General features: G+C 31.7%; 22 protein-coding genes. 13 read left to right on the top strand and 9 right to left on the bottom strand.

The features are described from left to right. The first annotated feature begins 7 nt into the window (after nucleotides 1–7). From M890_RS0113055 to M890_RS0113065, 3 genes are read left to right on the top strand one after another with little or no spacing between them, the layout of a single operon-like run. Nucleotides 8–3145, top strand: coding sequence for an efflux RND transporter permease subunit (locus M890_RS0113055; protein ID WP_028283964.1), 3138 nt, complete (start codon nucleotides 8–10; stop codon nucleotides 3143–3145). Nucleotides 3146–3149: 4 nt separating this feature from the next. After that, nucleotides 3150–4568, top strand: a complete 1419-nt coding sequence (locus tag M890_RS0113060) for an efflux transporter outer membrane subunit (RefSeq protein ID WP_028283965.1) — start codon at nucleotides 3150–3152, stop codon at nucleotides 4566–4568. An 18-nt stretch (nucleotides 4569–4586) separates the two neighbouring features. Next, nucleotides 4587–5180, top strand: coding sequence for a TetR/AcrR family transcriptional regulator (locus tag M890_RS0113065; protein WP_028283966.1), 594 nt, complete (start codon nucleotides 4587–4589; stop codon nucleotides 5178–5180). 61 nt (nucleotides 5181–5241) lie between these two features. On the opposite strand, the gene M890_RS0113070 is transcribed toward M890_RS0113065, so the two are convergent. Beyond that, nucleotides 5242–6345, bottom strand: coding sequence for an HmuY family protein (locus M890_RS0113070; RefSeq protein WP_028283967.1), 1104 nt, complete (start codon nucleotides 6343–6345; stop codon nucleotides 5242–5244). A 12-nt stretch (nucleotides 6346–6357) separates the two neighbouring features. Next, entirely contained in the window at nucleotides 6358–8499 is a 2142-nt protein-coding gene (locus tag M890_RS0113075; protein WP_028283968.1) for a TonB-dependent receptor plug domain-containing protein, read from the bottom strand. A 93-nt stretch (nucleotides 8500–8592) separates the two neighbouring features. Between M890_RS0113075 and M890_RS0113080 the strand changes: the two genes are divergently transcribed. From M890_RS0113080 to M890_RS0113105, 6 genes are all read left to right on the top strand, one after another. Further along, the gene (locus M890_RS0113080; protein WP_028283969.1) at nucleotides 8593–9501 is read left to right on the top strand and encodes a DUF6607 family protein; all 909 of its coding nucleotides are present in this window, start codon (nucleotides 8593–8595) and stop codon (nucleotides 9499–9501) included. A gap of 12 nt (nucleotides 9502–9513) precedes the next feature. Beyond that, complete coding sequence (locus M890_RS0113085; protein WP_028283970.1) at nucleotides 9514–10977, top strand: ankyrin repeat domain-containing protein; 1464 nt, start codon at nucleotides 9514–9516, stop codon at nucleotides 10975–10977. Nucleotides 10978–10983: 6 nt separating this feature from the next. Further along, on the top strand, nucleotides 10984–11469 hold the full coding sequence (locus M890_RS0113090; protein WP_028283971.1) for a DUF2271 domain-containing protein: 486 nt from the start codon (nucleotides 10984–10986) through the stop codon (nucleotides 11467–11469). A gap of 10 nt (nucleotides 11470–11479) precedes the next feature. Continuing rightward, on the top strand, nucleotides 11480–13672 hold the full coding sequence (locus tag M890_RS0113095; protein WP_028283972.1) for a PepSY domain-containing protein: 2193 nt from the start codon (nucleotides 11480–11482) through the stop codon (nucleotides 13670–13672). A gap of 18 nt (nucleotides 13673–13690) precedes the next feature. Continuing rightward, nucleotides 13691–14047, top strand: a complete 357-nt coding sequence (locus M890_RS16170; RefSeq protein WP_028283973.1) for a DUF6686 family protein — start codon at nucleotides 13691–13693, stop codon at nucleotides 14045–14047. Nucleotides 14048–14112: 65 nt separating this feature from the next. Next, a complete protein-coding gene (locus tag M890_RS0113105; protein ID WP_028283974.1) occupies nucleotides 14113–14508 on the top strand; it encodes a hypothetical protein in 396 nt (131 codons plus the stop codon). Between the two features lie 206 nt (nucleotides 14509–14714). Here M890_RS0113105 and M890_RS0113110 read toward each other — a convergent pair whose 3' ends face one another. Continuing rightward, nucleotides 14715–15716 carry an NAD(P)H-dependent glycerol-3-phosphate dehydrogenase gene (locus M890_RS0113110; protein WP_028283975.1) on the bottom strand — a complete coding sequence of 334 codons (1002 nt, stop codon included), beginning with the start codon at nucleotides 15714–15716 and terminating at the stop codon, nucleotides 14715–14717. 131 nt (nucleotides 15717–15847) lie between these two features. On the opposite strand from M890_RS0113110, the gene M890_RS0113115 reads away from it, so the two are divergent. The 3 genes from M890_RS0113115 to M890_RS0113125 all read left to right on the top strand — a co-directional run bounded on the left by M890_RS0113115 (nucleotide 15848) and on the right by M890_RS0113125 (nucleotide 18250). After that, nucleotides 15848–16798, top strand: coding sequence for a hypothetical protein (locus M890_RS0113115; protein ID WP_028283976.1), 951 nt, complete (start codon nucleotides 15848–15850; stop codon nucleotides 16796–16798). Nucleotides 16799–16983: 185 nt separating this feature from the next. Then, nucleotides 16984–17478 carry a peptidoglycan-binding protein LysM gene (gene lysM, locus M890_RS0113120; RefSeq protein ID WP_028283977.1) on the top strand — a complete coding sequence of 165 codons (495 nt, stop codon included), beginning with the start codon at nucleotides 16984–16986 and terminating at the stop codon, nucleotides 17476–17478. 169 nt (nucleotides 17479–17647) lie between these two features. Then, complete coding sequence (locus M890_RS0113125) at nucleotides 17648–18250, top strand: hypothetical protein (protein ID WP_028283978.1); 603 nt, start codon at nucleotides 17648–17650, stop codon at nucleotides 18248–18250. A 320-nt stretch (nucleotides 18251–18570) separates the two neighbouring features. Here M890_RS0113125 and M890_RS0113135 read toward each other — a convergent pair whose 3' ends face one another. The 4 genes from M890_RS0113135 to M890_RS0113155 form a co-directional block, all read right to left on the bottom strand. After that, a complete protein-coding gene (locus M890_RS0113135) occupies nucleotides 18571–19158 on the bottom strand; it encodes a hypothetical protein (RefSeq protein WP_028283979.1) in 588 nt (195 codons plus the stop codon). Between the two features lie 261 nt (nucleotides 19159–19419). Then, nucleotides 19420–19998: a nicotinate (nicotinamide) nucleotide adenylyltransferase gene (gene nadD, locus M890_RS0113145; RefSeq protein ID WP_028283981.1), complete on the bottom strand. Its 579-nt coding sequence runs from the start codon at nucleotides 19996–19998 to the stop codon at nucleotides 19420–19422. A 33-nt stretch (nucleotides 19999–20031) separates the two neighbouring features. Beyond that, a complete protein-coding gene (gmk, locus tag M890_RS0113150) occupies nucleotides 20032–20619 on the bottom strand; it encodes a guanylate kinase (RefSeq protein ID WP_028283982.1) in 588 nt (195 codons plus the stop codon). A 78-nt stretch (nucleotides 20620–20697) separates the two neighbouring features. After that, nucleotides 20698–21558 carry a YicC/YloC family endoribonuclease gene (locus M890_RS0113155; protein ID WP_036597603.1) on the bottom strand — a complete coding sequence of 287 codons (861 nt, stop codon included), beginning with the start codon at nucleotides 21556–21558 and terminating at the stop codon, nucleotides 20698–20700. A gap of 117 nt (nucleotides 21559–21675) precedes the next feature. Between M890_RS0113155 and M890_RS0113160 the strand changes: the two genes are divergently transcribed. After that, complete coding sequence (locus M890_RS0113160) at nucleotides 21676–22155, top strand: acyl-CoA thioesterase (protein ID WP_028283984.1); 480 nt, start codon at nucleotides 21676–21678, stop codon at nucleotides 22153–22155. Here M890_RS0113160 and M890_RS0113165 read toward each other — a convergent pair. Together M890_RS0113165 and M890_RS0113170 are read right to left on the bottom strand one after the other, a co-directional pair. Then, on the bottom strand, nucleotides 22136–23032 hold the full coding sequence (locus tag M890_RS0113165) for a DMT family transporter (RefSeq protein WP_028283985.1): 897 nt from the start codon (nucleotides 23030–23032) through the stop codon (nucleotides 22136–22138). The two genes, M890_RS0113160 and M890_RS0113165, sit on opposite strands and share 20 nt — an antisense overlap. Further along, a complete protein-coding gene (locus M890_RS0113170; protein WP_028283986.1) occupies nucleotides 23022–23378 on the bottom strand; it encodes an arsenate reductase family protein in 357 nt (118 codons plus the stop codon). The genes M890_RS0113165 and M890_RS0113170 overlap by 11 nt, the downstream gene beginning before the upstream one ends. Between the last annotated feature and the right edge of the window lie 18 nt (nucleotides 23379–23396).

A 23396-nucleotide genomic window follows, 5' to 3' on the forward strand; every position in this document is an offset into this window, starting at 1 on the left:
ATTTATCATGTTAAAAACATTTATTGAAAGACCAGTGCTTTCGACAGTAATCTCTATTATCATAGTTTTGCTAGGTGTTATTAGTATAACTAGCTTACCAATAGAGGAATATCCAGATATTGCACCACCTACTATAAAGGTGTCGGCAAATTATACAGGAGCCAATGCCGAGACTGTTTTAGAGAGTGTAATTGTACCTATCGAAGAGCAAATTAATGGTGTAGAAGGAATGACTTACATTACTTCTACAGCATCAAATACAGGTACAGCCGAAATTACAGTATATTTTGATCAAGAAACAGATGCAGATATTGCTGCGGTAAACGTTCAAAATCGTGTGGCTAGAGCGACACCTTTATTACCTTCAGAGGTAACTCAAACAGGAGTTGTAACGCAAAAACAAGAAACCAGTGCGTTGATGTTTATCTCAATGTATTCTGAAAACGAAAATTACGACGCTACTTTTATTCAAAATTACCTAAAAATTAATGTTATTCCTGCAGTACAGCGTATTAGTGGAGTTGGAGACGTTAATGTCTTTTCGCAACAAGATTACGCGATGCGTATTTGGTTAAATCCAGAAAAATTAGCGTCTTACGGTTTAATACCTTCTGATGTTTCTGCAGCTTTAGCTGAACAAAACTTAGAAGCAGCTGCTGGATCTTTAGGTCAAAATAATGGTGAATCTTTTTCATACACTTTAACGTATAGTGGTCGTTTTAAAGATGAAGCACAATACAGCAATATTATTATCAAAGCTTTAGGAAACGGAGAGTTTTTAAGACTTAAAGATATTGCAACCATAGAGTTAGATGCGCAATCTTATGCATCTAATGCCATGACCTTAGGAAAACCTGCGGTGTTTATGGGAATTTTTCAAACTAAAGGCTCTAATGCTCAAGAAATTATAGAAAACATTAAAACAACTTTTCAATCTATAGAGAAAGACCTTCCTGAAGGATTACATATTTCAATACCGTATGATACAAGTTTATTTTTAAACGCGTCTATAGAAAAAGTAATAAGCACTTTAATTGAAGCCTTTCTACTGGTATTTTTAGTGGTATTTATATTCCTTCAAGATTTTAGATCTACATTAATTCCTGCAATTGCAGTACCTGTATCTATTATTGGTACCTTCTTTTTCTTAAATGTGTTTGGGTACTCTATCAACCTATTAACGCTATTTGCTTTAGTACTCGCAATTGGTATTGTGGTAGATGATGCAATTGTAGTTGTAGAAGCGGTTCATGCTAAAATGGATGAAGGTGAACATAACCCTAAAAAAGCAACAATAACTGCCATGAATGAGATTTCTGGAGCTATTATTTCTATTACCTTAGTAATGGCTGCAGTATTTATTCCTGTTACATTTATTACAGGACCAACAGGAGTATTTTACGAGCAGTTTGGTGTCACGCTAATTATTGCCATATTAATTTCGGCTGTAAATGCCTTAACCTTAAGTCCTGCATTGTGTGCTTTATTATTAAAAGAACATAAAGAAGATGAGGAGTTGAAAGGTAAAGGACCATTAAAACGTTTTTACGCTTTATTCAATCGTGGTTTTAATGCAACGATTGATAGATACGGAAAATCACTACAATTACTATACAAAAGAAAATGGATTTCTGGTTTACTATTAGTATTAGCCATAATTGGTATTTTTTATGCAGCCAAAACAACACCTACAGGTTTTGTACCAAATGAAGATAGAGGAATTATTTTTGCTAATATAGAATTACCAGCAGGAGCCTCTTTAGACAGAACTAATGCAGTAGCTAATGAATTGTACGAAAAAACAAAAGATTTACCTGGAGTTACTGGAGTTTCTTTTATTAAAGGTAGTAGCTTATTAAGTGGTGCAGGTAGTAATTTTAGTATTGGATTTTTTGAATTAGAAGATTGGGACGACCGTAAAGATCCATCATTAGCATCTCAAGCCATTATTGGAAAATTGTTTGGTATTGCGGCTACCATACCAGAAGCAAATATTATTTTCTTTGCGCCTCCAAGTATTCGTGGTTTTGGTAACTCATCTGGTTTTGAAGTTAATTTATTAGATAAATTTGGAGGCGAGTTTACAGACTTGGATAAAGCCAATAAAGAATTTTCTATGGCTTTAATGAAACATCCAGAAATTAAATATGCAACATCGGCTTTTAACACCAATTATCCGCAGTATGAAATGGAGGTTAATGTGCCTTTAGCAAAAGAAAAAGGTGTTCCAATTAATAGTATTTTTTCAACATTACAAGGATATATTGGAGGTGTATACGCTTCAGATTTTTCTAAATATGGAAAACAATTTAGAGTCTATATTCAAGCTTTACCAGAAGACAGAGCAGATAAAGATGCTTTAAATAGTATGTATGTTCGCACAAATTCTGGCGAAATGACACCAATTACACAGTTTGTAACCTTAGAGCGTGTCTATGGACCTCAATCGGTAACACGTTTCAACCTTTTTAATTCAACCACAATAACAGGTGCAACAAACGAAGGTTTCAGTACAGGTGATGCCATTCGAGTGATTGAAGAAGAAGTTGCAAAATTACCAAGTAACTATACGGTTGCATATTCTGGTTTGACTAGAGAAGAGGTTAATGCAGGAAACCAAACGACGTTTATCTTTATACTAAGTATCTTATTTGTATACTTTTTATTAAGTGCGCAATACGAAAGTTACTTACTGCCATTTGCTGTAATATTTTCATTACCATTTGGTGTCTTTGGAGCTTATATTACTACTAAGTTTTTAGGATTAGAAAACAATATATATTTCCAAATTGCCTTAATCATGCTTATTGGTCTATTGGCTAAAAATGCCATACTTATTGTCGAGTTTGCTTTAGCCAGACGAAAAAATGGCGAGAGTATTGTAGACGCAGCAATCCATGGAGCCAAAGCGCGTTTACGTCCAATTTTAATGACCTCTTTTGCTTTTATTTTAGGATTAATGCCTTTAGCATTAGCTTCAGGTGTTGGGTCTGAAGGAAACAATTCGATTGGTTCTGGAGCAGCAGGAGGAATGTTAATTGGTACCATTTTAGGAGTATTTGTTATTCCAATCTTATTTATATTATTCCAATGGTTACAAGAAAAAGTTTCAAGTAAACCAGCAGTACAAACTATTGAAGATTAAAACAATGAAATCAATATTAAAACATAGAAACTTTAGTAAAGGCGCATTAATACTAGTAGTTGCATTAACATTACAAAGTTGTTTTGTAGCTAAAGATTATGTGAGACCAGATTTAGATGCTGAAACGCAAGCACTTTACAGAACCGATAATTTACCAACAGATAGCGTATCTATAGCAGATGTATCTTGGAAAAATTTATTTACAGACCAATACCTTCAACAATACATAGAAGAAGGTTTGCAAAATAATATGGATGTACGTATTGCTTTGCAGCAAATTTTAGCTGCTCAAGCTTATGCAAAACAAGGTAAAGCTGGTTATTTACCATCTGTAAGTGTTGGTGCAAATGCAACACACCAAGAGTTGTCAGAAAATAGTCAATTTGGAGCTTTATTTAGTGGTGGAATTGATACTTATGATATTACAGCTAACTTATCTTGGGAAGCAGATATTTGGGGAAAAATAAGAAGCAATAAGCGTGCAACACAAGCTGCTTACTTACAAAGTGTCGCAGGACATCAAGCAGTAAAAACACAATTAATTTCTAGTATTGCGAATACGTATTATAATTTATTAGCCTTAGATGCTCAATTAGAAGTGACTAAGCAAACTATTATAACTAGAGAAAGTGGTGTAAAAACCATTAAAGCTTTAAAAGATGCTGGACAAGTAACACAAGTTGCAGTAGACCAAAACATCGCACAATACAACAGTGCTAAAGCATTACAAGTAGATATTGAAGTTGCTATTTTTAAAACTGAAAACACGCTAAGTATTTTATTAGGAAAAACACCTCAAACTTTTGAAAGAAGTAGTTTAGATATCCAAAATATAGATCAAGATATAGTATTGGGTGTTCCTGCAACATTGTTAAGTAACAGGCCTGATGTCATGGCTGCAGAGTATGGTTTAATAAATTCGTTTGAGTTAACTAACGTCGCTAAAAGTAATTTATATCCTTCATTAACATTAACCGCTTCTGGTGGTTTAGAAAGCTTAGATGTAGACAATTTAATTAATGCCAATTCGATTTTTGCAAATATCATAGGTGGAATTACGCAACCTATTTTTAATCAACGAAAGTTAAAAACTCAAAGAGAAGTTGCTTTTGCACAACAAGAACAAGCGTTACTTAGATTTAAACAAACGTTGTTAGTAGCAGGAAGTGAAGTGTCTAATGCGTTATATACATATAAATCTGAAACTAAAAAGTTTGAGTTTAGAAAAAATGAAGTGGAAGCTTTACGTACAGCCGAAGCTAATTCTAACGAGTTACTTAAAAATGGTTACGCTAACTACTTAGACTTATTAACAGCTAGAGAAAGCGCTTTAAATGCGGAACTTAATATTATTAACAGCCAATTACAGCAACTAGTGTCTATCGTAGATTTATACGAAGCACTTGGTGGTGGATGGAGATAATGTTTTAATCTTAATGAAATGATAACCAAAGCAGAATTGTTAAAATGCGCTATCACTAAGTTTACCCAATGTGGTAGTAAACATGTGACTTTAGACGATTTAGCAAGTACGCTTGGAATTTCTAAAAAAACAATTTATACTTTTTTTAAAAACAAAGAAGACTTAGTTACTGCTAGTCTAGAGAGTTTGTTAAACGAGTATAAAAACGATATAAATAGGATTGTTAATAGCAATGGTAAAGATCCTATTTTGTGTGTTATATTAATTTACCAAAGAGGGTTTGAGTACTTAAAATATTTTAAGCCCTCTTTTTTATTTGGTCTAGAAAAATACTATCCAAAAGCTAATCTTTTATTTAATAATTTTATTGAACAATTATCTAATAAAACGGTTTATAATTTATTTAAACAAGCCCAAGATATTGGAAGTATAAAGCCAGATATAAATATAGAATTAGTTGTAAAAATCTACTTTTTTAGAGTGGATAATCTGCTTTTCAAGACAAACAACTTATTTGACTTATATCCTAAAGAAGAATTATTTAATCATTTAGTCATTTATAACATTAAAGGAATAGTAAGTGATGAATATTATAATCCTTATTTTGAATAACAAATAAAAAAAGCCTTAACAATTATGTTAAGGCTTTTTAATGTTTAGACTAAAACGGAGATTATTGTAATAAACTATAAACAAATTCTGGATAACCACGCTCTCCTGCGTTATTAGTTAAGGCTAAAAACTGTAACTTATAAAGGTTTCCATTTGCATCATTTACTATGTAAAATACATTTTCTTTTAATGAAGGAGAACTACTTGGTCCACCACTGTTTCTCCAGCTACTTCCAATGCTTCTTTGGTCTTCTGAGAATTGTGTATTGTCTACATCTGCAAGCGTAAAATTTTCATATGTTAACTCTGATTGCGTTTCAGTATCTATTACATATGCTTTAGTGCTTTGTTTTGCATTAGTAACAACAAAATCAGAATAAAAATATGGACCATAACTATCTGCACCTATAAATACTTCATCTGTAAACGTTGTAAAACTTAAGTCCCATGCTTCTTTTGTTGGTTCAATATTAATTTCGCTATTGGCATCAAAGCTAAAAAAGGTATAATTATAAGTTGTGTTTTTTGCAATGGTAACTTCCTGGTGTGTTGTATCATCTAAATCAGCATATTGTAAGATATAGTTTGTGCCATCTTGCAATACTCTAACTTTTTTCCAACCTCTCTCGTCATCTGTAGTGTCAATACTTCCTGTTGCAGGAGTTTCTGTTCCGACAGTATAACCCAAGTTTACTAGGTATACTGGATTATTTGCATCTGTTGCTGTAATAGCAGAAAATGCAGTACCATTTAACGCTCCATTTGGCGCATCAACATATTGCATGCTTGCTTGGTTATAAGTATTGGTTTTAACCATAGGTTGTAAATCTATAACTTCTTGACTTGTAGAAGTTACAGCATCAATATCTGTAGTTGATAATTGAGCAGCTGCCATTGCTATTGTTCCATTTATAACCACTCTAAATTCTGTACCAGAGTAAAAACCTAAATCCCAAGAGTCACGTTGTACGCTTGTGGTTGTATTTGTACTTAAATCTACAAACACTTGATTTTGTTGGTTTGGACCACCAACTGTTGGTGCTATTGCTGCTCCTTCTATAACAACGTTTATTGGTTGTAATGGTGTATTATCGTCATCGCTACTACAATTAGTAAAGACTAATGCTGTCATGCAAAGGGCTAAAGTAAAAAGTCTGTTTTTCATTTTATTGGTTTTTTAAAAATTTAAATTATATAATAGTTTTAGGTAATATGATCGACCGTAACCTAGTAATAGGCTACTGTTATTTGTACTATGTGCTCCTGTTGTATTTGCACCATTAATAGCAACGCTAGTGACATCCAATAGGTTTCTACCACCAACTGTAGCTTGTAGTTTGTTATTAAAAAAGGATTTTTTTATGGACGCATCCATCCAACTGTAAGCAGCTGTGTTATATTTTTTAAAGGTGTTATTTCCGTTAGTATCTGTTCCCTCTGCTATATAGTTTTGTTGTTTTCCGTTATGTTTTAATAGGACGGTTAAAGCAGTGTCCCATGTTTTTATTAAATAGGTAGCACTTGTGTTAAGTTGTAAGGCATATAAAAAGTCGTTTTCAGCATTGACTTCATCATTCATTATTCTAGACACGCCTTGTAATGTTGCACCTAAATTAAAGGTCCAATGGTCTTGTTTTATAGTGTTTTCTGTTGTTATTCCAAATAATTTATAGGCATCAATATTGATATATTGGTATTGTAGTGGAGAAGGATTGACTAAGGCTAGTTCAATCTTGTCTTTTAGCTCTATGTAACTTAATTTTAAATTGTTAGTAAGTGTTGTGTTTCCAAACCAACTACGCTTTTTAAGATTTAAAAAAGTAGAATAACCTTGTTCAGGATTTAGGTTTTGGTTACCTCTTACGTCGTGATTAGAATCTACAAAATAGTAGTATAATTCTTCAAAATTTGGAGTTCTGTAAGACGATCCAATACTGGCTCTTAATTCATAACCTCTATTTAGCAAATATCTTGCACTAAATGACCCTAGAAATTGCGATTTAAATTTTGAATTATACTCATAACGCAACCCAGGACGTAAGGACAATTTGTTTGTTAATTTAAATTCTGAAGAAGAAAACACTGCATAATTGTTTTGCTTTTGGGTTTTATCTTGCTGTGTTACGTCACCTGTAGCTTGTGTGTCAAACCCTTTTATAAATCTAGCTTCATAACCCAATTGATAATTATAGAAGTCATGTTTTGAAAGGTTGTTTATGGTTCCTTTGGAGAAAAGGACATTGCTAGATTGATAGGTTTCATCCGTTTCATTATTTTTATTTTTAGTTAAAATAAAGTAGTTAAATTGGTTTAAATCGCGTTTTTGTGTTTGATAAGATATGGACGCATTGTAATTTGCACCAGAGTTTAATGATCCAATAATATTGAAATTGTTTACAAAACGGTTGGTTGTAAATATTTTATCTGTTGCAGATGGATTGCTAGTTTGTGATTGCACATTAATATTGGCTCTAACTGCAGCATCGTAGTAGTTTAAATCTTCATTAAAAAACTCAAATTTGTAAAATAATCTAAATTTATCGGCAGTATAATTAATACTAGCCTTAGAGGTTAATTGTGTTTTTGGTAACCAATCATACCCTCTTAATCCATCATTGATATAGTGGTTTTGACCTTTTTTATTATTAAAAAAACCAGCAAATTGGTTGCGGTTAAATCCAATTTTTGCAGACCATTTTTCGTTAAAATTATGTCCAATATTTAATCCTTGGATATGTCTACCTTCATCAAACAAAGTGTATTCATCGCTAACGGTTTCTTCTTGTATAAACGTTTGTATTTCCCAGTTATGGTTAACCGTTTTTTTTGTAATTATATTAATTACACCAGACACAGCGTTAGCACCATATTCTACTCCCATTGCACCTTCAACGATCTCAATACGTTCAATATCGTCTAAATTTATTTGCGTTAAATCAATATTATTACCAACACCATTATCGCTTACTAAAGGTATATTATCCACAAGAATATTAAAATACTGAGCATCTAAACCAAAAAAGGAGATTGTTGATCGTCCAGTCTGTGCACTTGGTATGATGTTTAGATTAAGGTTAAAATTTAACAAGTCTGCTAAATTATTTGCAGCTTGCTGATCTATTTTTTTTCTATCAATAACAATAACGTTATGCACAGATTTTTTAATCGATTGTGGATTGTATTGACCTGTAATGACAACTTCATCAAGCTTTTGGACTATTGTGGTGTCGTTGACAATAGCTTTGTTTTTTTGTGCAGTTGTTATTCCAACTAAAAAAAAAGAAAAATAAACCGTTAAATATTTTTTATTTAGAATCATTCTTGATTAAATTTGCTGCAAATATAAACGTTATTTTAATTCAGTCTAAATAAGAACAATCTTTTTTCAAATAAAAAAAACAACCCATTTAAAATGAAACATTTAACAATTTTATCTATAATATTTTTAGTATTTACGGTTACAATCAATGCTCAAAACAAAAAAAAGCAAGACCAAGAAGCAATTAAAAGCATGTGTGGCTGTTATGAAGTAACCTTTAATTTTGCAGAGACTTTTAACTTTAGTCAAGACTCACTATATAAACCCTCAGAAACTAAAGTAGATAAAGGTTTAGAATGGGCTCAATTAGTAGAGGATAGTGATAACAAAATTTCGATTCAGCATTTATTACAGGTTGGAAGCCCAGAGTCTCCATATATTGTAAAACATTGGAGACAAGATTGGTTATTTGAAAACACAGATTTTTATATGTATAATGGTGACAATAAATGGACTTATGTGTCAAAGCCTAAGAAGGAAGTTAAAAATCAATGGACACAAAAAGTATATCAAGTAGATGATAGTCCACGTTATGAAGGCTCTGCAACTTGGGTACATGTTGATGGGAAAAGTTTTTGGGAAAATACAACAACAGCACCTTTACCAAGAAGAGAATACACAAAAAGAAGTGATTATAACATCACTTTAAGAGGTAATAGACACGAAATAACAAACACTGGTTGGGTACACGACCAAGATAATGATAAAGTGTTAAGAGAAGAAGGTAAAGAAGACGTCACTTTAGCTAAAGAAAAAGGTTATAACACTTATGTAAAGGTAGACGATAGTAAATGCCAAGCAGCACAAGATTGGTGGAAAGCTAATAGTGCAAAATGGGTTAAAGTCCGCACAAAATGGGAATCTGTTTTTGCAAGACATCAAGATTTAGCTTTACAAGTTAAAGTGGATAATAAAGTATTATATAAGTATTTATTTGATGATGAAAACTATTCTACATCAGACCAAATAAATCCATTAATCGAAAGTTTTATAATAAAGTAAAATATAATTTAAATGAAAAAAGTAATTACAGTTTGCCTACTACTAATTAGTATGACGCTTAGTGCTCAGGACAATGTTTTTTTAGGTAGAGGTTTTTGGGGACCATCAGTAACTATTCAAGATGTTAAAACTAAAATAGCAGAAGGAAATAACCCAGCACAATTAAATGAAAATAGTTTTGATCCAGTAGTTTACGCTATCTTACAATCTGCACCAAATGATGTTATTAAATACATACAATCATTGGATGGTAACGATGTTAATAAGTTAACACATGATGGTCGTACGTATATTTTTTGGGCAGCGTATATTGGTAATGACGCTATAATGGAATACTTTATTAGCAAAGGTGCTAAAACAGATATTTTGGACAACCATGGATATACACCTTTAAATTTTGCTGCTAATGCAGGACAAACAAACATCAAAGTCTATGAGCTTTGTATAGCAAATGGTGCAAACTTAAAAAAAGATTTAGACCATAATGGTGCTAATGCTTTACTATTAGCAGCTCCAACCAACATTACATTAACCAATTACTTTGTGTCTAAAGGCTTAAGTCTAAAAAGTGTAGATAATAATGGTAACGGAATTTTTAATTATGTTGCTAAAACTGGTGATATAGAATTGCTAAAAGGCTTAATGGAAAAAGGATTAAAAGGTACAGATCAAGCTTTTATTTTTGCAAGCCAAGGGACTAGAGGTAAAACTAATGGATTGCCTGTTTATAATTATCTAGAAGGTATAGGTTTAAACCCAAATACTAATTCTCCAGATGATGTATCACCTTTACATAATGTAGCAGCAAGAAGTAAAGATTTAGAGGTTTTAAATTATTTTATTGAAAAAGGAAATAGTGTAAACGCTGCAGATAAAAGCGGTAACACACCTTTTTTAGATGCAGTTAGACAAAATAATATCGAAGTAATATCTGTGCTTTTACCACAAGTTAAGAATATTAATTATGCTAATAAAAAAGGAGAAACAGCTTTAATGCTAGCCCTTCAAAATAATACTGCAGACGTGGTAAAATTAATATTGTCTAAAGATGCTAGAACAGATCTTGTGGATACCTACGGAAACAATTTGGCTTATTATTTAATTCAATCTTTTAGCCCAAGTAAAGAGAAAGATTTTACAGCTAAATTACAGCTTTTAGAAACTAAAGGATTTGAGTTTACAACACCTCAAAAAGATGGTAATACATTATTCCATTTAGCTTTAGATAAAAATAATGTAGACTTTTTAAAACAAATCAATCAGTTTGATGTGGATGTAAATACTGCAAATAACGAAGGGTACACACCTTTACATTTAGCAGCAATGAAGGCTAAGGATAATACGCTTTTAAAGTATTTAATAGCTATTGGAGCAAATAAAAAAGCAACCACAGGTTTTGAAGAAACTGCATTTGATTTAGCCTCAGAAAACGAAATTTTAAAGAACAAAAAAGTAGCATTAGACTTCTTAAAATAAGATATAATGAAAAACATAAAACTAATTTTCAGCATAGCTATTCTTAGCATAGCCTTGTTTTCTTTTACAACAATAAATACATCTACTAAGTACAAATGCATGGTGCAAATGACCAATTATGTTGGCGAAGGTGCTTATGTAGTCATCTCTTTAATAAATCCTGATGGGCAATATGAAAAAACATTATATGTTCAAGGAGATGATGAGGAGTGGTATAATGACATTACAGAATGGTGGAAATTTCAAGGTAAAGTCAGAGCAGATATTGATGCCTTAACAGGAGCTACAATTTCTGGAGGAGAACGTGCTATAAGTGTAATCCAAATCGAAGATTCTAAAATAGATGCAGGTTACAGTATACGTTTTGAGACTGCAGTAGAGGATCAAGAATATTACACAAAAGATGTCCAGTTTTTACTAACTTCAGAAAGTGTAAAAAGTAAAACAGAAGGCTCAGGATTTATACGTTACGTACGTTTAATGCCAAATTAAACCCATATTTATGACCCTTTCTATTTGGAGATATAGTCACCTTACACTAGCTATAGCCTCATTTGTATTTGTTTTTCTGGCAACAATAACTGGTATTGTTCTTGCATTTCAGCCAATATCAGAGCAGATGCAACCCTTTAAAATAGAAAGTGTTAATCAGTTGGATGTAGACCAAACGATAACGACGTTTAAGAATAAATATCCCGAAATTATTAATATAGAAGTAGATGCAAATCAGTTTGTGTCTGCTTCTGTAATTACTGCAGATGGTACCTCGTTAAATGGTTATTTTAATCCAAAAACCGCTGCTTTTTTAGGCGAAAAACCTGAAATTTCAACCTTTTTTAAATTTACTACCAATTTACATCGTTCGTTATTTTTAAAAGGAATAGGACGCTTTTTTGTAGGTTTAGGCTCGTTTTTACTATTCTTAATAGCAATTACAGGTTCTATTTTAATTATTAAACGTCAAAGCGGAATTAAGCGCTTTTTCGCAAAAGTGGTTAACGAGAATTTTTCGCAATATTGGCATGTGGTTTTAGGAAGATTATCCTTAATTCCTATTATAATTATCACGTTAACAGGTGTGTATTTGTCACTGCTTAAATTTGATTTAATATCAGAAAAAAAGCAAAAACACACTGTTGATTTTCAAACTACAGCTTTCGCTGAAAAGCAGCCTGATACAAATATTTTTAATACCACACGATTAACTGAAGTTGTCAATTTAGAGTTCCCTTTTTCCGAAGATGAAGAAGACTACTACATCTTAAAGTTAAAAGATAAAGAAGTCTTGGTCCATCAATATTCTGGACAAGTTTTAAGTCAGGTAGACTATCCGATGGTTACATTTTTATCTAACCTAAGTCTAACATGGCATACAGGTAAAGGTAGTATCGTTTGGTCTATAGTATTATTGATTGCCTGTCTTAATATTTTATTTTTTATCTATTCTGGATTTAAAATGACCATTGAAAGAAGAAAAAACAAAGCATTGCCTAAAAATAAATTTACTAAGGATAAAGCTGAGGTTATAATCCTGGTAGGCTCAGAAACAGGACAGTCTTATACTTTAGCTACAGCGTTTTATAAGGGAGTAATAGCTAGTGGTAAAACGGTTTACATATCAGATTTAAATAGCTATACTACGTATAAAAACGCCAAGCAACTTGTTGTATTTACTTCCACATATGGCGAAGGTGAAGCACCTATTAACGCTAAAAATTTTATTACGCTTTTAAAAAGTGCGCCACAAGAGCAAACTATAAATTATGCAGTTGTTGGTTTTGGGTCTTTAAAGTATAAAGCATATTGTAAATATGCCCAAATGGTGGATGCTAGTTTGCAATTACACCCCAATTTTACACCTAATCTGCAATTGCAAAAAATCCATAACCAATCGCAATCTATTTTTAAAGATTGGTTACAACAATGGAATACAGTAGTTGGTACAAATGTTAGTCTAGTACTAGATAATCCAGCAATAAAAACTAAAAAGCAACAAACATTTAAAGTCATAAATAAAACGTTATTAAATGTTGACAATACGTTTGTATTACAGCTAAAACCTACCAAGAAAATTAATTTTAAATCTGGTGATTTGTTAGCTGTGTACCCAAAACAAGATGGAATAGAAAGGCTTTACTCGATAGGTAAAATGGACAATCAAATTGTTATAAGTGTCAAAAAACACGAGTTTGGTGTGTGTTCTACTTACTTTAATACATTACAAAAAGAGGACGTGGTTAATGCCATAATAAAACCTAATCCTACTTTTAACCTTCCAAATAAAACTAAACGCGCAGTCTTAATTGCAAACGGAACAGGAATTGGTCCTTTTTTAGGAATGATAAACACGAATCCACAAACTGAAAAGCATTTATTTTGGGGTGGACGTACCAAGCAATCTTTAAGTTTATATCAAAAATATATAGATAGTGGATTACAACATAATACGCTAAGCAGTTTTAATGTCGCTTTTTCTCAAGAACAAGAAGAGAAAATTTATGTGCAAGATATTGTGGCTAAAAATGCAGCAATTATAACACAGGTTTTAGGAGATGATGGCATCATAATGATATGTGGCTCTTTAGCAATGCAAAATAATGTCTTGAAAGTCTTAAACCATATTACCACAACTAAATTACAACTGCCTATTAGCTTTTATATAGATAATCAGGTGATAAAAACGGACTGTTATTAACTTGTAAAACTTAAAATTATGTGCACTAATATAGAAGCTATTTCAAAAACCTCACAAGGCGAATTAAACTACTGTAAAGGATGCAAGCAGTTTCATTTTGAGTTTAATAATATTTATTTTGAGTTTACGCCAGAACAATTTGAGCAATTTAAAGCCTACATTTTATTTGTTGAAGCAGACTATTGGGAACATAAATATGCTTGTGCAAATGTTAAGCGTAAAATACCAATCCCAACCTTACAAGACAATTTAGTGTTAATGTTTGATAGGCAAGAAATTAAAGAGCTTAAAGTGCTGGTTAGCGATAAAAATAAGGCTGTTTTTGATACTTTACTTAATGTAGACGATATAGATTACACTTATATTGTTAACTAGAATAGCTTAAAATTTATTATTATCTTAAATTTGCAGCTTAATACTATTTTAGAGTCAATTAAGTCATGAAAAAGGATATCCAAATACCAGTTGTTGAAAACGTATATGTTGCTATTGTTAATGAGTATAATGACATATATAAAACACAAGACTGGAACGCTTATATTATAAATGATAAAGCGGTTGATTTAGACACGGTATTGATTGTAACTAGTGGTTTCTCGGAGGATAAAGTGACTTCTATTTTTAGAAAAAAACTAGACAAGCTACCTAAAAAAAGCTACGCTAAAATCGAGTTAATGCAAGAAGATTTATTTGCTTTAAATAACCAATTTAAGGTTACCTTTTTTGAAGGTAATACTATGTTTGACAAAACGTATACTTTTAGAAAAAACACAATTAATTTAAAGGCTTTACAACCTATACCTTTAATGGAAGCACGTGGTGTTTTGGTTAAGTAAAATTATAAAGATTACATAATACGGTTTAAAACAAATTGTGATTAGTCTTTACCTTGGCTAATACTTGCGTTAGCGATTGTAGCGGAAATCCTTTTTATGAGGTACGATTAAAAAGATTGTAACGTAAAGCGCGACCCTTGGGTAACGCCCAAAATAAAAATGATTGAAATTAAAAAGTCCCTTTGTTTAGCACAAAGGGACTTTTTTTAATCTAATTTATCGGTTAGTTTTTGAAACACTTTTTTAGCGTCCTTACCTTCGTATAATACAGCGTATACTGCATCTACAATGGGTAAGCGTGTTTTCTTTTTATTTTTCTCGTTAAGTAAATGGGCACTTTTTGTAGCATAGTAACCTTCTGCTACCATACTCATTTCCATTTGTGCAGATTTTACCGTGTAGCCTTTACCAATCATGTTTCCAAACATGCGGTTTCTAGAAAATGTGGAGTAGCCTGTAACTAATAAATCGCCTAAGTAAGCCGAGTTGTTTATGTTACGTTTCATTTTGTGCATTTTTTTGATAAAGCGTTTCATTTCGCGTATGGCGTTGCTCATTAATACACTTTGGAAGTTGTCTCCATAACCTAAACCGTGTGCTATACCTGCTGCAATTGCGTATATGTTTTTTAGCATTACTGCGTATTCTGTACCAATAACATCGTCACTTGTTTTAGTTTTAATATAGTCACTGGATAAAACGTCTGCTATGGCTTGCGCTTTTTTCTGGTCTGCACAGGATATGGTTAGGTAAGATAAACGCTCTAAAGCGACTTCTTCTGCGTGACAAGGTCCTGCAATGACACCTATGTTTTCAAAGGGTATGTTATAGTTATCATGAAAATGCTCGCCTAATAGTTTTCCGGTTTCTGGAATAATACCTTTTACTGCAGAGACTACGGTTTTGTTGGTAATATCTACGGTAAGTTTTTGTAACTCAGAATGTATAAAAGCGGATGGTACTACAAATATTAGTACATCTGCATATTCAGCCATTTCGTTAATGTCGTTACTTAATTTAAGTTGTTCTAAATGGAACTCGACAGAACTTAAGTAGCTAGGATTATGTTGTTCTTTTAATAAGTGTTCTTTAGTATAAACGCTACGCATGTACCATCCTACTTCTTCCAGGTTTTCGCACAGCATTTTTACAATTGCAGTAGCCCAACTTCCGGATCCAAAAACAGCGTATTTTAATTGTTGACTCATATAAGGGATTAAATTCTATATCAAAAATACATAAAATTTTACTTCTTTAATTTTATCTAATTAACAAACCATTATCATTTTTGGCACGCCTTTTGAAATTAGTCTATTATCAATCCTTAAAACGACACATTATGAAGACAATAAAACTACTTTCAGGTTTTGCTTTAATAGCAATATTATTTACCTCTTGTTATAGCGAGGTTATTGTAGACGACTATAATGGTTATAATGAGCCAGTACCAGTTAGTATTAACCAAGTGCTAAATTCGCACGAGTTATGGTACGTTGCAGTGGATGAAACTATAGGTTATGGCGAGTCTCCTTTTTTACAGATAGCATTTACTATATCTTTTAGAAACGGTACGCTGTACGCTAATAATAATTTAGTTGGTATTGGTAGTCAAGGTAACGGTTTTGGTATCCCAATTGGAAATTATAATGCTTACAACATGATATTAGACGTAGACCATGATATTGATGGTTACGATAGCTTTGATGTGTATCTAATAGATAATAATACTATTGAGTTGTACAATCCGTTTACAGACACCTCGTACTTTTTACATGGTTACCAACGTAGCACTTTTGATTTTGATTATGTGTTTTACGACAACTTACAATACTTTTTACAAGAATATGAAGCTTGGGAAAAAACATACACAAGTAACTATGGTGCTTTAAATGAGTTTGATAACGAAAATTATTTGCAATTTTTATCAGGCGGAAACGATAACACGTTTAGAAGTAGTCAGGATCCAAACGGAATTAATCCAAACAATTTATATTGGGATTACTCAGGATTTTATAACGTAGGAAACTTTAGCGGAAACATGTACTTAAAGTCATTAGTATTAGATTATGATTATTTTGATAATGAGCAGTTTGAGTTAAGTATTATCAATGATCAACGTATAGAGTTATTCCATCCAAGTTCTGGAACCGTTTACGAGTTTACTGGTAGAGGATATATCCAATATTTAAAGGTTGGTACAGAACTTAATAAAGCTAAAGCTTCTGGTCTTAAAAAACGTGTGCAACACACTAAAAAACAAGATAATCCTAGAGAAAACTCTAGAGCATAATATATTGAATTAGTCATTTAGTTAGTTTAAAAACCACTTAAAGTAAAATTTAAGTGGTTTTTTTATTATGCTGATTTTATACTTTAACAAAGACTTGGCATAAGAGTTGTTAACATAAGTTGCAGTTAGACAACTAATTTTTTAACTTTATAAATATTAAATAACATTAAACAACAATCATAATTATGGGATTATTTTCATTTATTAAAAACGCAGGAGCTAAAGTTTTTGGAATAGGAAAAACTGATAAAGAAGAAGCTGCAGCAGCCGAAGCAGCAGAGGTTAAAATGGAAACATTAGCTGCTAGAAAATTAGAAGAAACAGCAAGCGATTTAGACTTACAAGTAGAGGGTTTAAGTATCTTTATAGATGATGATGCAGCAACCATTACTGGAGTAGCAGCAGATCAGGCAACTAAAGAAAAAGTAGTATTATTAGTTGGTAATAGTGATGGTATTGCAACTGTAGACGACCAGATGACAGTAGCTGTAGCAGAAGTTGAGGTGCCAGAAGCACAGTTTCATGCTGTAGTAAGTGGTGACACTTTAGGTAAAATAGCGAAGCATTACTATGGTGACGCTATGAAATATCCAGAAATTTTTGAAGCCAATAAACCAATGCTTACAGATCCAGATAAAATTTATGTTGGACAAGTATTACGTATACCTGCTTTGGACTAAAGCATTGATAAATAACAATTTAAAAAAGGTAATTAATAGCTATTAATTATCTTTTTTTGTAGTATTTTTCTTTGAAACAATAAAATTTTATGTATTTCATCGAATAAAAATGTGTTTATGTCGATATAAAATTACATTTGTCATTATAAACCTACTTAATTTATTTATTATGAAAAATGTATCCCTTTTTATTATGGCATTATTTGCTATATTTTTAGTCACTAGTTGTGAAAAAGATGAAACTAATATTAATCATTCTCAGAGTGCACTAAGCAACAACCCAAATTTTAGGGTGTCCTCCGGATATTTTACTACCTCTAATCAACGTGCTAATTATGATGAGCCATGTCTAACTACAAACCTAATAGCAGGACAAAATCATATAGCAGGAACAGTATCTGTAAATTTTGATGGAGAAGATTTAATTATTACATACACCACCAATGCAGATTGGTCTATTGAGGGTACACACTTAAGTATAGGTAATTGTGCTGACAGAAGTATTCCAACAACAGGTTCTGGAAATCCTAAAATAGGACACTTTGAACATGCGACTTCACATAGTACAGATGTAACTACTGTTACTTATTACATAGATGCTTCAGTATTAACAGATAACTACTGCTTTGCAGCACATGCAGAAGTAAATGGACCTACAGGAGGAGAAACAGCTTGGGCTGAAGGTGTTGATTTTGATGGTAATAATTGGGCTATGTATGTCGATGCTTTATTAAGCGATTGCCAAATTGATGATGATGGCAGTGATAGATAAAAGATTTTAATTTTGATAAATAAAAAACGCCAACTATTAAGTTGGCGTTTTTTTTGTTTTTTACTCAACGTCATTTATAATATTAATAACATGTTTAGTAAAATAAGCTAGCATAATTAGTAATCCAACTATATTTAACCAAACAACTTTTTTGTTTGATTTTAAGTTTTGTTTGATGTTAACTGAGATAGTGTAAATCACGTAAATTAAGCCTATTGTAAAAATGTATTTCATGATGGTTTTGAGATAAACTTTTTAAGTCTTTTTTTAATATTTATACACTTGTAGTATTAAAATTATGCATATCCATATAATTTCAACTATAATTTATTGATGCTTTTATAGATAAAATTCAAGTTTTTAATCAATGTATAAGCGTAACCTCCATGGTTTCTTGGCGACAAGAATTTAGATTTTTTATAAAAAATCACTTTGTTTAAAGTTAAATCAATAATAATTATTTCCAACTGTTGTTTACTAATTGGAGTTGTTCCGGTTGATGTACTACTTTTGGTTGTAATTAGTGAAAAAATACCGTAATTGTTTTTTATAGCGTCTCCAATAGTTTTTAAATTAGGAATAATAGCATCTTCTGTTTCTTTCTTTTTAAATTCATCAAAAATACGCACTAATTCAGTTTCGTTTTCAGTGGTTAAGTCTAATGGATATTTTTCTATTATTTTATATTTAGGTTTTTCGTTTTCAAAAACAGAGTCTAACGCTATGATTGAAATTTCTTCAAATCTATCATATAGAATAGTTGGTTTAGTTGGATTTTGATGACTAAATAATGGTTTAAAATAAGTAAGATTTTCAACTGTTTTTTGCTCTACTGATATCTCAGATTGCGAATTTGCTGTAAATGAAAATAGGATAACAAATAGAAAAGCTAAAAGATGAATTTTCATGGTTGTGTCAAGCTTTATCTTATTTTTTTTCTGTTTTAAAATATATAAAAAATGGCATTATTATAAATAACACAACTAGAATAGGGATATAATTAAATTTGTAGTCACCTCTTAACATATGATTATTAACTAACCAAAAAAATCCATAACCAAAAAGAGTAGCAATAAATGATATGATATAATAAAGTGTAAACTTTTTTAATGTTTTCATGTTTTTTGAGTTTAGTCTTAAATATAGGAAATTAATCTGAAGGTTTAATCTTATCTATAAAAATTCATTTCATCCAAATAAGACCAAACGTGATTTGGTAGTAACGGTTTTATGTTTTTACCAGCTTTGATACTGTTTCGTATTAAAGTAGACGATATCTCCATTATTGGAGCCTCAACATGGTGTATTTTTGGGTGGTTATCAAATTGGGTTTCTACTTTACCTTCACTTATTCTAGGATAGACATAAATGTTGTGGTGGTCTAAAATAACCTGATAGTTTTTCCATTTATGGAAGCTTTTTAAATTGTCTTCTCCCATAATTAACGAGAATTCTTTTTCAGGATACTTCTCTGTTAAATAGGCTAATGTATTGACTGTATAATTGGGTTGTGGTAAGTTAAACTCGATATCACTTTCCTTAAGCGTATCGTAGTCTTTAGTCGCTAGATACACCATTTCTAAACGATGATGGTTATCTAACAGCGTGCTTTTTTTCTTAAATGGATTATGTGGTGTTACCACAAACCAGATTTGGTCTAAGTCGCTATTTTCCACTAATTGGTTAGCAATTATTAAATGTCCAATATGTATTGGATTAAAAGATCCAAAGTATAAGCCTATTTTCATTGCGTTGTCAACACTAGTATAAACGTGTTGTAATTATTTATTTATAAAATCACTAACTAAATGCTCTGCTTCGGTTAGTGCTTTTTCAAGATTATCATTTTCTATAATAACATCAAATAAAGGTGCTGTAGCTAGTTCTGCACTGGCTTTACTAATGCGCATATTAATTTTGTCGTCACTTTCTGTCTTACGCTTTTTTAAACGTATTTTAAGCTCGTCAATACTTGGTGGCTTTACAAAAATAGCAATGGTTTGTTCCGGAAATTTACGTTTTATACGTAAGCCACCAGAGACATCAATATCAAAAATTACATTTTTGCCTAATGCCCAAATACGCTCGACTTCGGTTTTTAAAGTCCCATAAAAGTTATCTCTGTAAACCTCTTCCCACTCTAAAAAATCGTCATCTTTTATGTGTTGTTTAAAATCTTTAGCAGATAAAAAATAGTAATCCTTGGCATGCTCTTCCGTACCACGTTTTTCTCTAGAGGTTGCAGATATTGAAAAGGCTAAATTTAAATGGTCTTGCTTTAGTAAATGTCTAACAATGGTTGTTTTTCCGGAACCCGAAGGTGCTGAAAATACGATTAGTTTACCTTGTTTTTTTGTTTGTTTAGTCAATGTGCTAATAGTTTTTATTGTTTGACACTTCGATTGCAAGTCCTGCAGTCGTGGTTAGTGCGACAATGCCTTTATTAATTAAAGGACATTAAGTAATTGTTCTTTAATTTTTTCTAACTCGTCCTTCATTTGTACGACCAGTTGTTGCATTGGTGCGTAGTTACTTTTTGATCCAATGGTATTAATTTCTCTACCAATTTCTTGAGCGATAAAACCTAGTTTTTTTCCGTTAGAGTCTACACTGTTTATACTTTCTATAAAGTAATTTAAGTGGTTGTCTAGACGTACTTTTTCTTCAGTAATATCAAATTTTTCAATGTAGTACACCAGTTCTTGTTCAAAACGGTTTTCGTCATATTTTTCTTTAAGCTCTTCAACCCCTTTACGTAGACGTTCTTTAACACCTTCTACACGATCAGGATCCATTGCAATAACTTGTTGTAATAAATCTGCAATGTTTTTAATACGGTCGTTAAAGTCTTGTTCTAAAACTTTTCCTTCATTAAGTCTGTAGTCTTTTAAACTATCTAAAGCGACATTAATTTCGGCTTCAATTTGTTTCCACTCAGTGTTATCAATTTCTTCTCTAACAGTATTTAAAGCATCAGGAAAACGTACAGCCATTTTAAGTAGTTCCATCTCATTACCATCATTATACACTGCTTTTAATTGCTCCATATATTGCTTTACAACAGGAGCATTAATTTGTGTTGAGGTATCATCTGCAGTGGTTTCTACGTAGATAGAAAAATCTACCTTACCACGTTCTAATTGCTTAGCTATTAGTTTACGTAAGTCTAGCTCTTTCTCTCTGTAAATTGAAGGCATTCTAGCGTTTAAATCTAGGTTTTTGCTATTAAGCGATTTTAACTCGATAGTTATTTTTTTTGTTGGTAATTGTAATACAGATTTACCATAACCTGTCATTGAATATATCATATAAACACTAATTAATTGCTACAAAGGTAAGTAAAATGTTAACGCCTAAGAAATCCAAATTTTATTATGCATGCAGAATATAATATTGTAATTTTGAAATAACAAAAGTTAACGATTATGTACAAAAAAGATTTTGAAATTAGATGGAGTGATATTGATGCTAATAGACATTTAGCAAACTCGGCTTACATTAATTTTATGTCGCATACTAGAACCGCTTTTTTACAAGATCATGGGTTTTCTTTAATGGCTTTAGGTAAAGCTGGTATTGGTCCTGTGGTGTTTCATGAGCATGTTCATTATTTTAAAGAAGCTTTTTTAGGACAGCCAATTACTGTTAGTTTAGAAGTGTCAGGATTAAGTGAAGATGGTATGTTTTTTAAATTTGACCATAATTTTTACAATAGTAAAGGACAAAATTTAGCGTTTTGCGAAATCTCGGGAGCTTGGATAGATTTACATACCAGAAAGCTAACTGGCTTATCTGAAGACTTATTAGACATGGCTAATAAATTTCCTAGAACTGCAGATTTTGCCATATTGACTAAAGAAGACATGCGTAAGCATGGACGTTTACCTAAGGATTTAGTACTTTAGGTTTTTTAGTTACCAAATACACACCAAAAAATATTAACGATGACGCTGTTAGTTTAACTATTGTTACTGCGTCACTACCTGCTATTACTGCATATATACCAGCAATTAATGGTTGTAAGTATATAAACACTGTGACAGTAGACGCCTTAAGGTGTTTTAATGCTAACGGATTAAGTAAGTAGGTGCCAAAGGTTGCACCAATAATAACAAACACTACAGAAAACCATATGTAAGGTGTGAAGGTTGTTGTGTTTATGGCTAAAATATCATTAAATCCAAAAGGTAAAACCATAAAAAAGCCTATTAAAAATAACCATCTTATAAAAGTAAATGGATGGTAGCGATAGGTTAGCTTTTTAATTATTATAATGTATATACTATAAGAAATGGCATTTAGTAATATCATGATATTTCCTAAAAAGACATTATCTCCTGGACTTGCGGATTTACCATAGACGGTAAGTATTGTTGCGCCTGCAAATCCAAAAAGCACACCTAATATTTTGATTTTTGTAATTTTTTCTTCTAAATAAAATGAAGATAGTAATAATACGATAATAGGACTTATTATCATTATAACAGAAGCGTGTATTGGTGTGGTTAATGCTAATCCTTTAAAAAATAAAAGCATATTTGTTGCCACTCCAAAAAAGGCAGCATAGATTAGAGTTAAAAAATCTTTTCGTTCTATTTTTTCTTTTGGTCCTAAGCTACTAAATAGCCAGAATAATATTGCTGCGCCACCAACACGTAGTACAATAAAACCAAATGGCTTTATAAAACCACCTACCATAACGTCTTTGGCAAACGTATAATTAAGACCGTATAAAACCTGAACCATTAAGGCTGCTAATAAAGCCCAATACCTAGTTTTCATTAAGTGCTAATTTTGTGGATGCTACGGTTTTTTTAGAATTACCAATAAAAATAGACTGATCAATAACCACAACTGGTCGACTTAAAAAGGTGTAGTGTTCTAGTAGATAGTGTTTGTAATCTTTTTCGGTTAGGTTTTGGTCTTTAAGTCCCATTTCCTTGTATAGTTTAGCACGTTTGCTAAATAAGGCTTCGTAACTACCTGATAATGCTGCTAACGCTTCAACTTGTTTTGAGGTTAAAGGGTTTGCTTTTATGTCTTGTAATTCAAAATCTGATGGTAGATTAAGCTCTTTTAAAATACGTAAGCAAGTACTGCAGGTTTTAAGATAGTATACTTTTTTCATGGTACATTTTATTTTTTG

The organism is Olleya marilimosa CAM030, assembly GCF_000518485.1.
Classification (GTDB): Bacteria; Bacteroidota; Bacteroidia; order Flavobacteriales; family Flavobacteriaceae; genus Olleya; species Olleya marilimosa.

What these genes read in the sequence shown, in the direction of transcription:
- M890_RS0113055 (WP_028283964.1), top strand. Translation starts at nt 8, where the DNA reads ATGTTAAAAACATTTATTGAAAGACCAGTGCTTTCGACAGTAATCTCT.
- M890_RS0113060 (WP_028283965.1), top strand. Translation starts at nt 3,150, where the DNA reads ATGAAATCAATATTAAAACATAGAAACTTTAGTAAAGGCGCATTAATA.
- M890_RS0113065 (WP_028283966.1), top strand. Translation starts at nt 4,587, where the DNA reads ATGATAACCAAAGCAGAATTGTTAAAATGCGCTATCACTAAGTTTACC.
- M890_RS0113070 (WP_028283967.1), bottom strand. Translation starts at nt 6,345, where the DNA reads ATGAAAAACAGACTTTTTACTTTAGCCCTTTGCATGACAGCATTAGTC.
- M890_RS0113075 (WP_028283968.1), bottom strand. Translation starts at nt 8,499, where the DNA reads ATGATTCTAAATAAAAAATATTTAACGGTTTATTTTTCTTTTTTTTTA.
- M890_RS0113080 (WP_028283969.1), top strand. Translation starts at nt 8,593, where the DNA reads ATGAAACATTTAACAATTTTATCTATAATATTTTTAGTATTTACGGTT.
- M890_RS0113085 (WP_028283970.1), top strand. Translation starts at nt 9,514, where the DNA reads ATGAAAAAAGTAATTACAGTTTGCCTACTACTAATTAGTATGACGCTT.
- M890_RS0113090 (WP_028283971.1), top strand. Translation starts at nt 10,984, where the DNA reads ATGAAAAACATAAAACTAATTTTCAGCATAGCTATTCTTAGCATAGCC.
- M890_RS0113095 (WP_028283972.1), top strand. Translation starts at nt 11,480, where the DNA reads ATGACCCTTTCTATTTGGAGATATAGTCACCTTACACTAGCTATAGCC.
- M890_RS16170 (WP_028283973.1), top strand. Translation starts at nt 13,691, where the DNA reads ATGTGCACTAATATAGAAGCTATTTCAAAAACCTCACAAGGCGAATTA.
- M890_RS0113105 (WP_028283974.1), top strand. Translation starts at nt 14,113, where the DNA reads ATGAAAAAGGATATCCAAATACCAGTTGTTGAAAACGTATATGTTGCT.
- M890_RS0113110 (WP_028283975.1), bottom strand. Translation starts at nt 15,716, where the DNA reads ATGAGTCAACAATTAAAATACGCTGTTTTTGGATCCGGAAGTTGGGCT.
- M890_RS0113115 (WP_028283976.1), top strand. Translation starts at nt 15,848, where the DNA reads ATGAAGACAATAAAACTACTTTCAGGTTTTGCTTTAATAGCAATATTA.
- lysM (WP_028283977.1), top strand. Translation starts at nt 16,984, where the DNA reads ATGGGATTATTTTCATTTATTAAAAACGCAGGAGCTAAAGTTTTTGGA.
- M890_RS0113125 (WP_028283978.1), top strand. Translation starts at nt 17,648, where the DNA reads ATGAAAAATGTATCCCTTTTTATTATGGCATTATTTGCTATATTTTTA.
- M890_RS0113135 (WP_028283979.1), bottom strand. Translation starts at nt 19,158, where the DNA reads ATGAAAATTCATCTTTTAGCTTTTCTATTTGTTATCCTATTTTCATTT.
- nadD (WP_028283981.1), bottom strand. Translation starts at nt 19,998, where the DNA reads ATGAAAATAGGCTTATACTTTGGATCTTTTAATCCAATACATATTGGA.
- M890_RS0113155 (WP_036597603.1), bottom strand. Translation starts at nt 21,558, where the DNA reads ATGATATATTCAATGACAGGTTATGGTAAATCTGTATTACAATTACCA.
- M890_RS0113160 (WP_028283984.1), top strand. Translation starts at nt 21,676, where the DNA reads ATGTACAAAAAAGATTTTGAAATTAGATGGAGTGATATTGATGCTAAT.
- M890_RS0113165 (WP_028283985.1), bottom strand. Translation starts at nt 23,032, where the DNA reads ATGAAAACTAGGTATTGGGCTTTATTAGCAGCCTTAATGGTTCAGGTT.
- M890_RS0113170 (WP_028283986.1), bottom strand. Translation starts at nt 23,378, where the DNA reads ATGAAAAAAGTATACTATCTTAAAACCTGCAGTACTTGCTTACGTATT.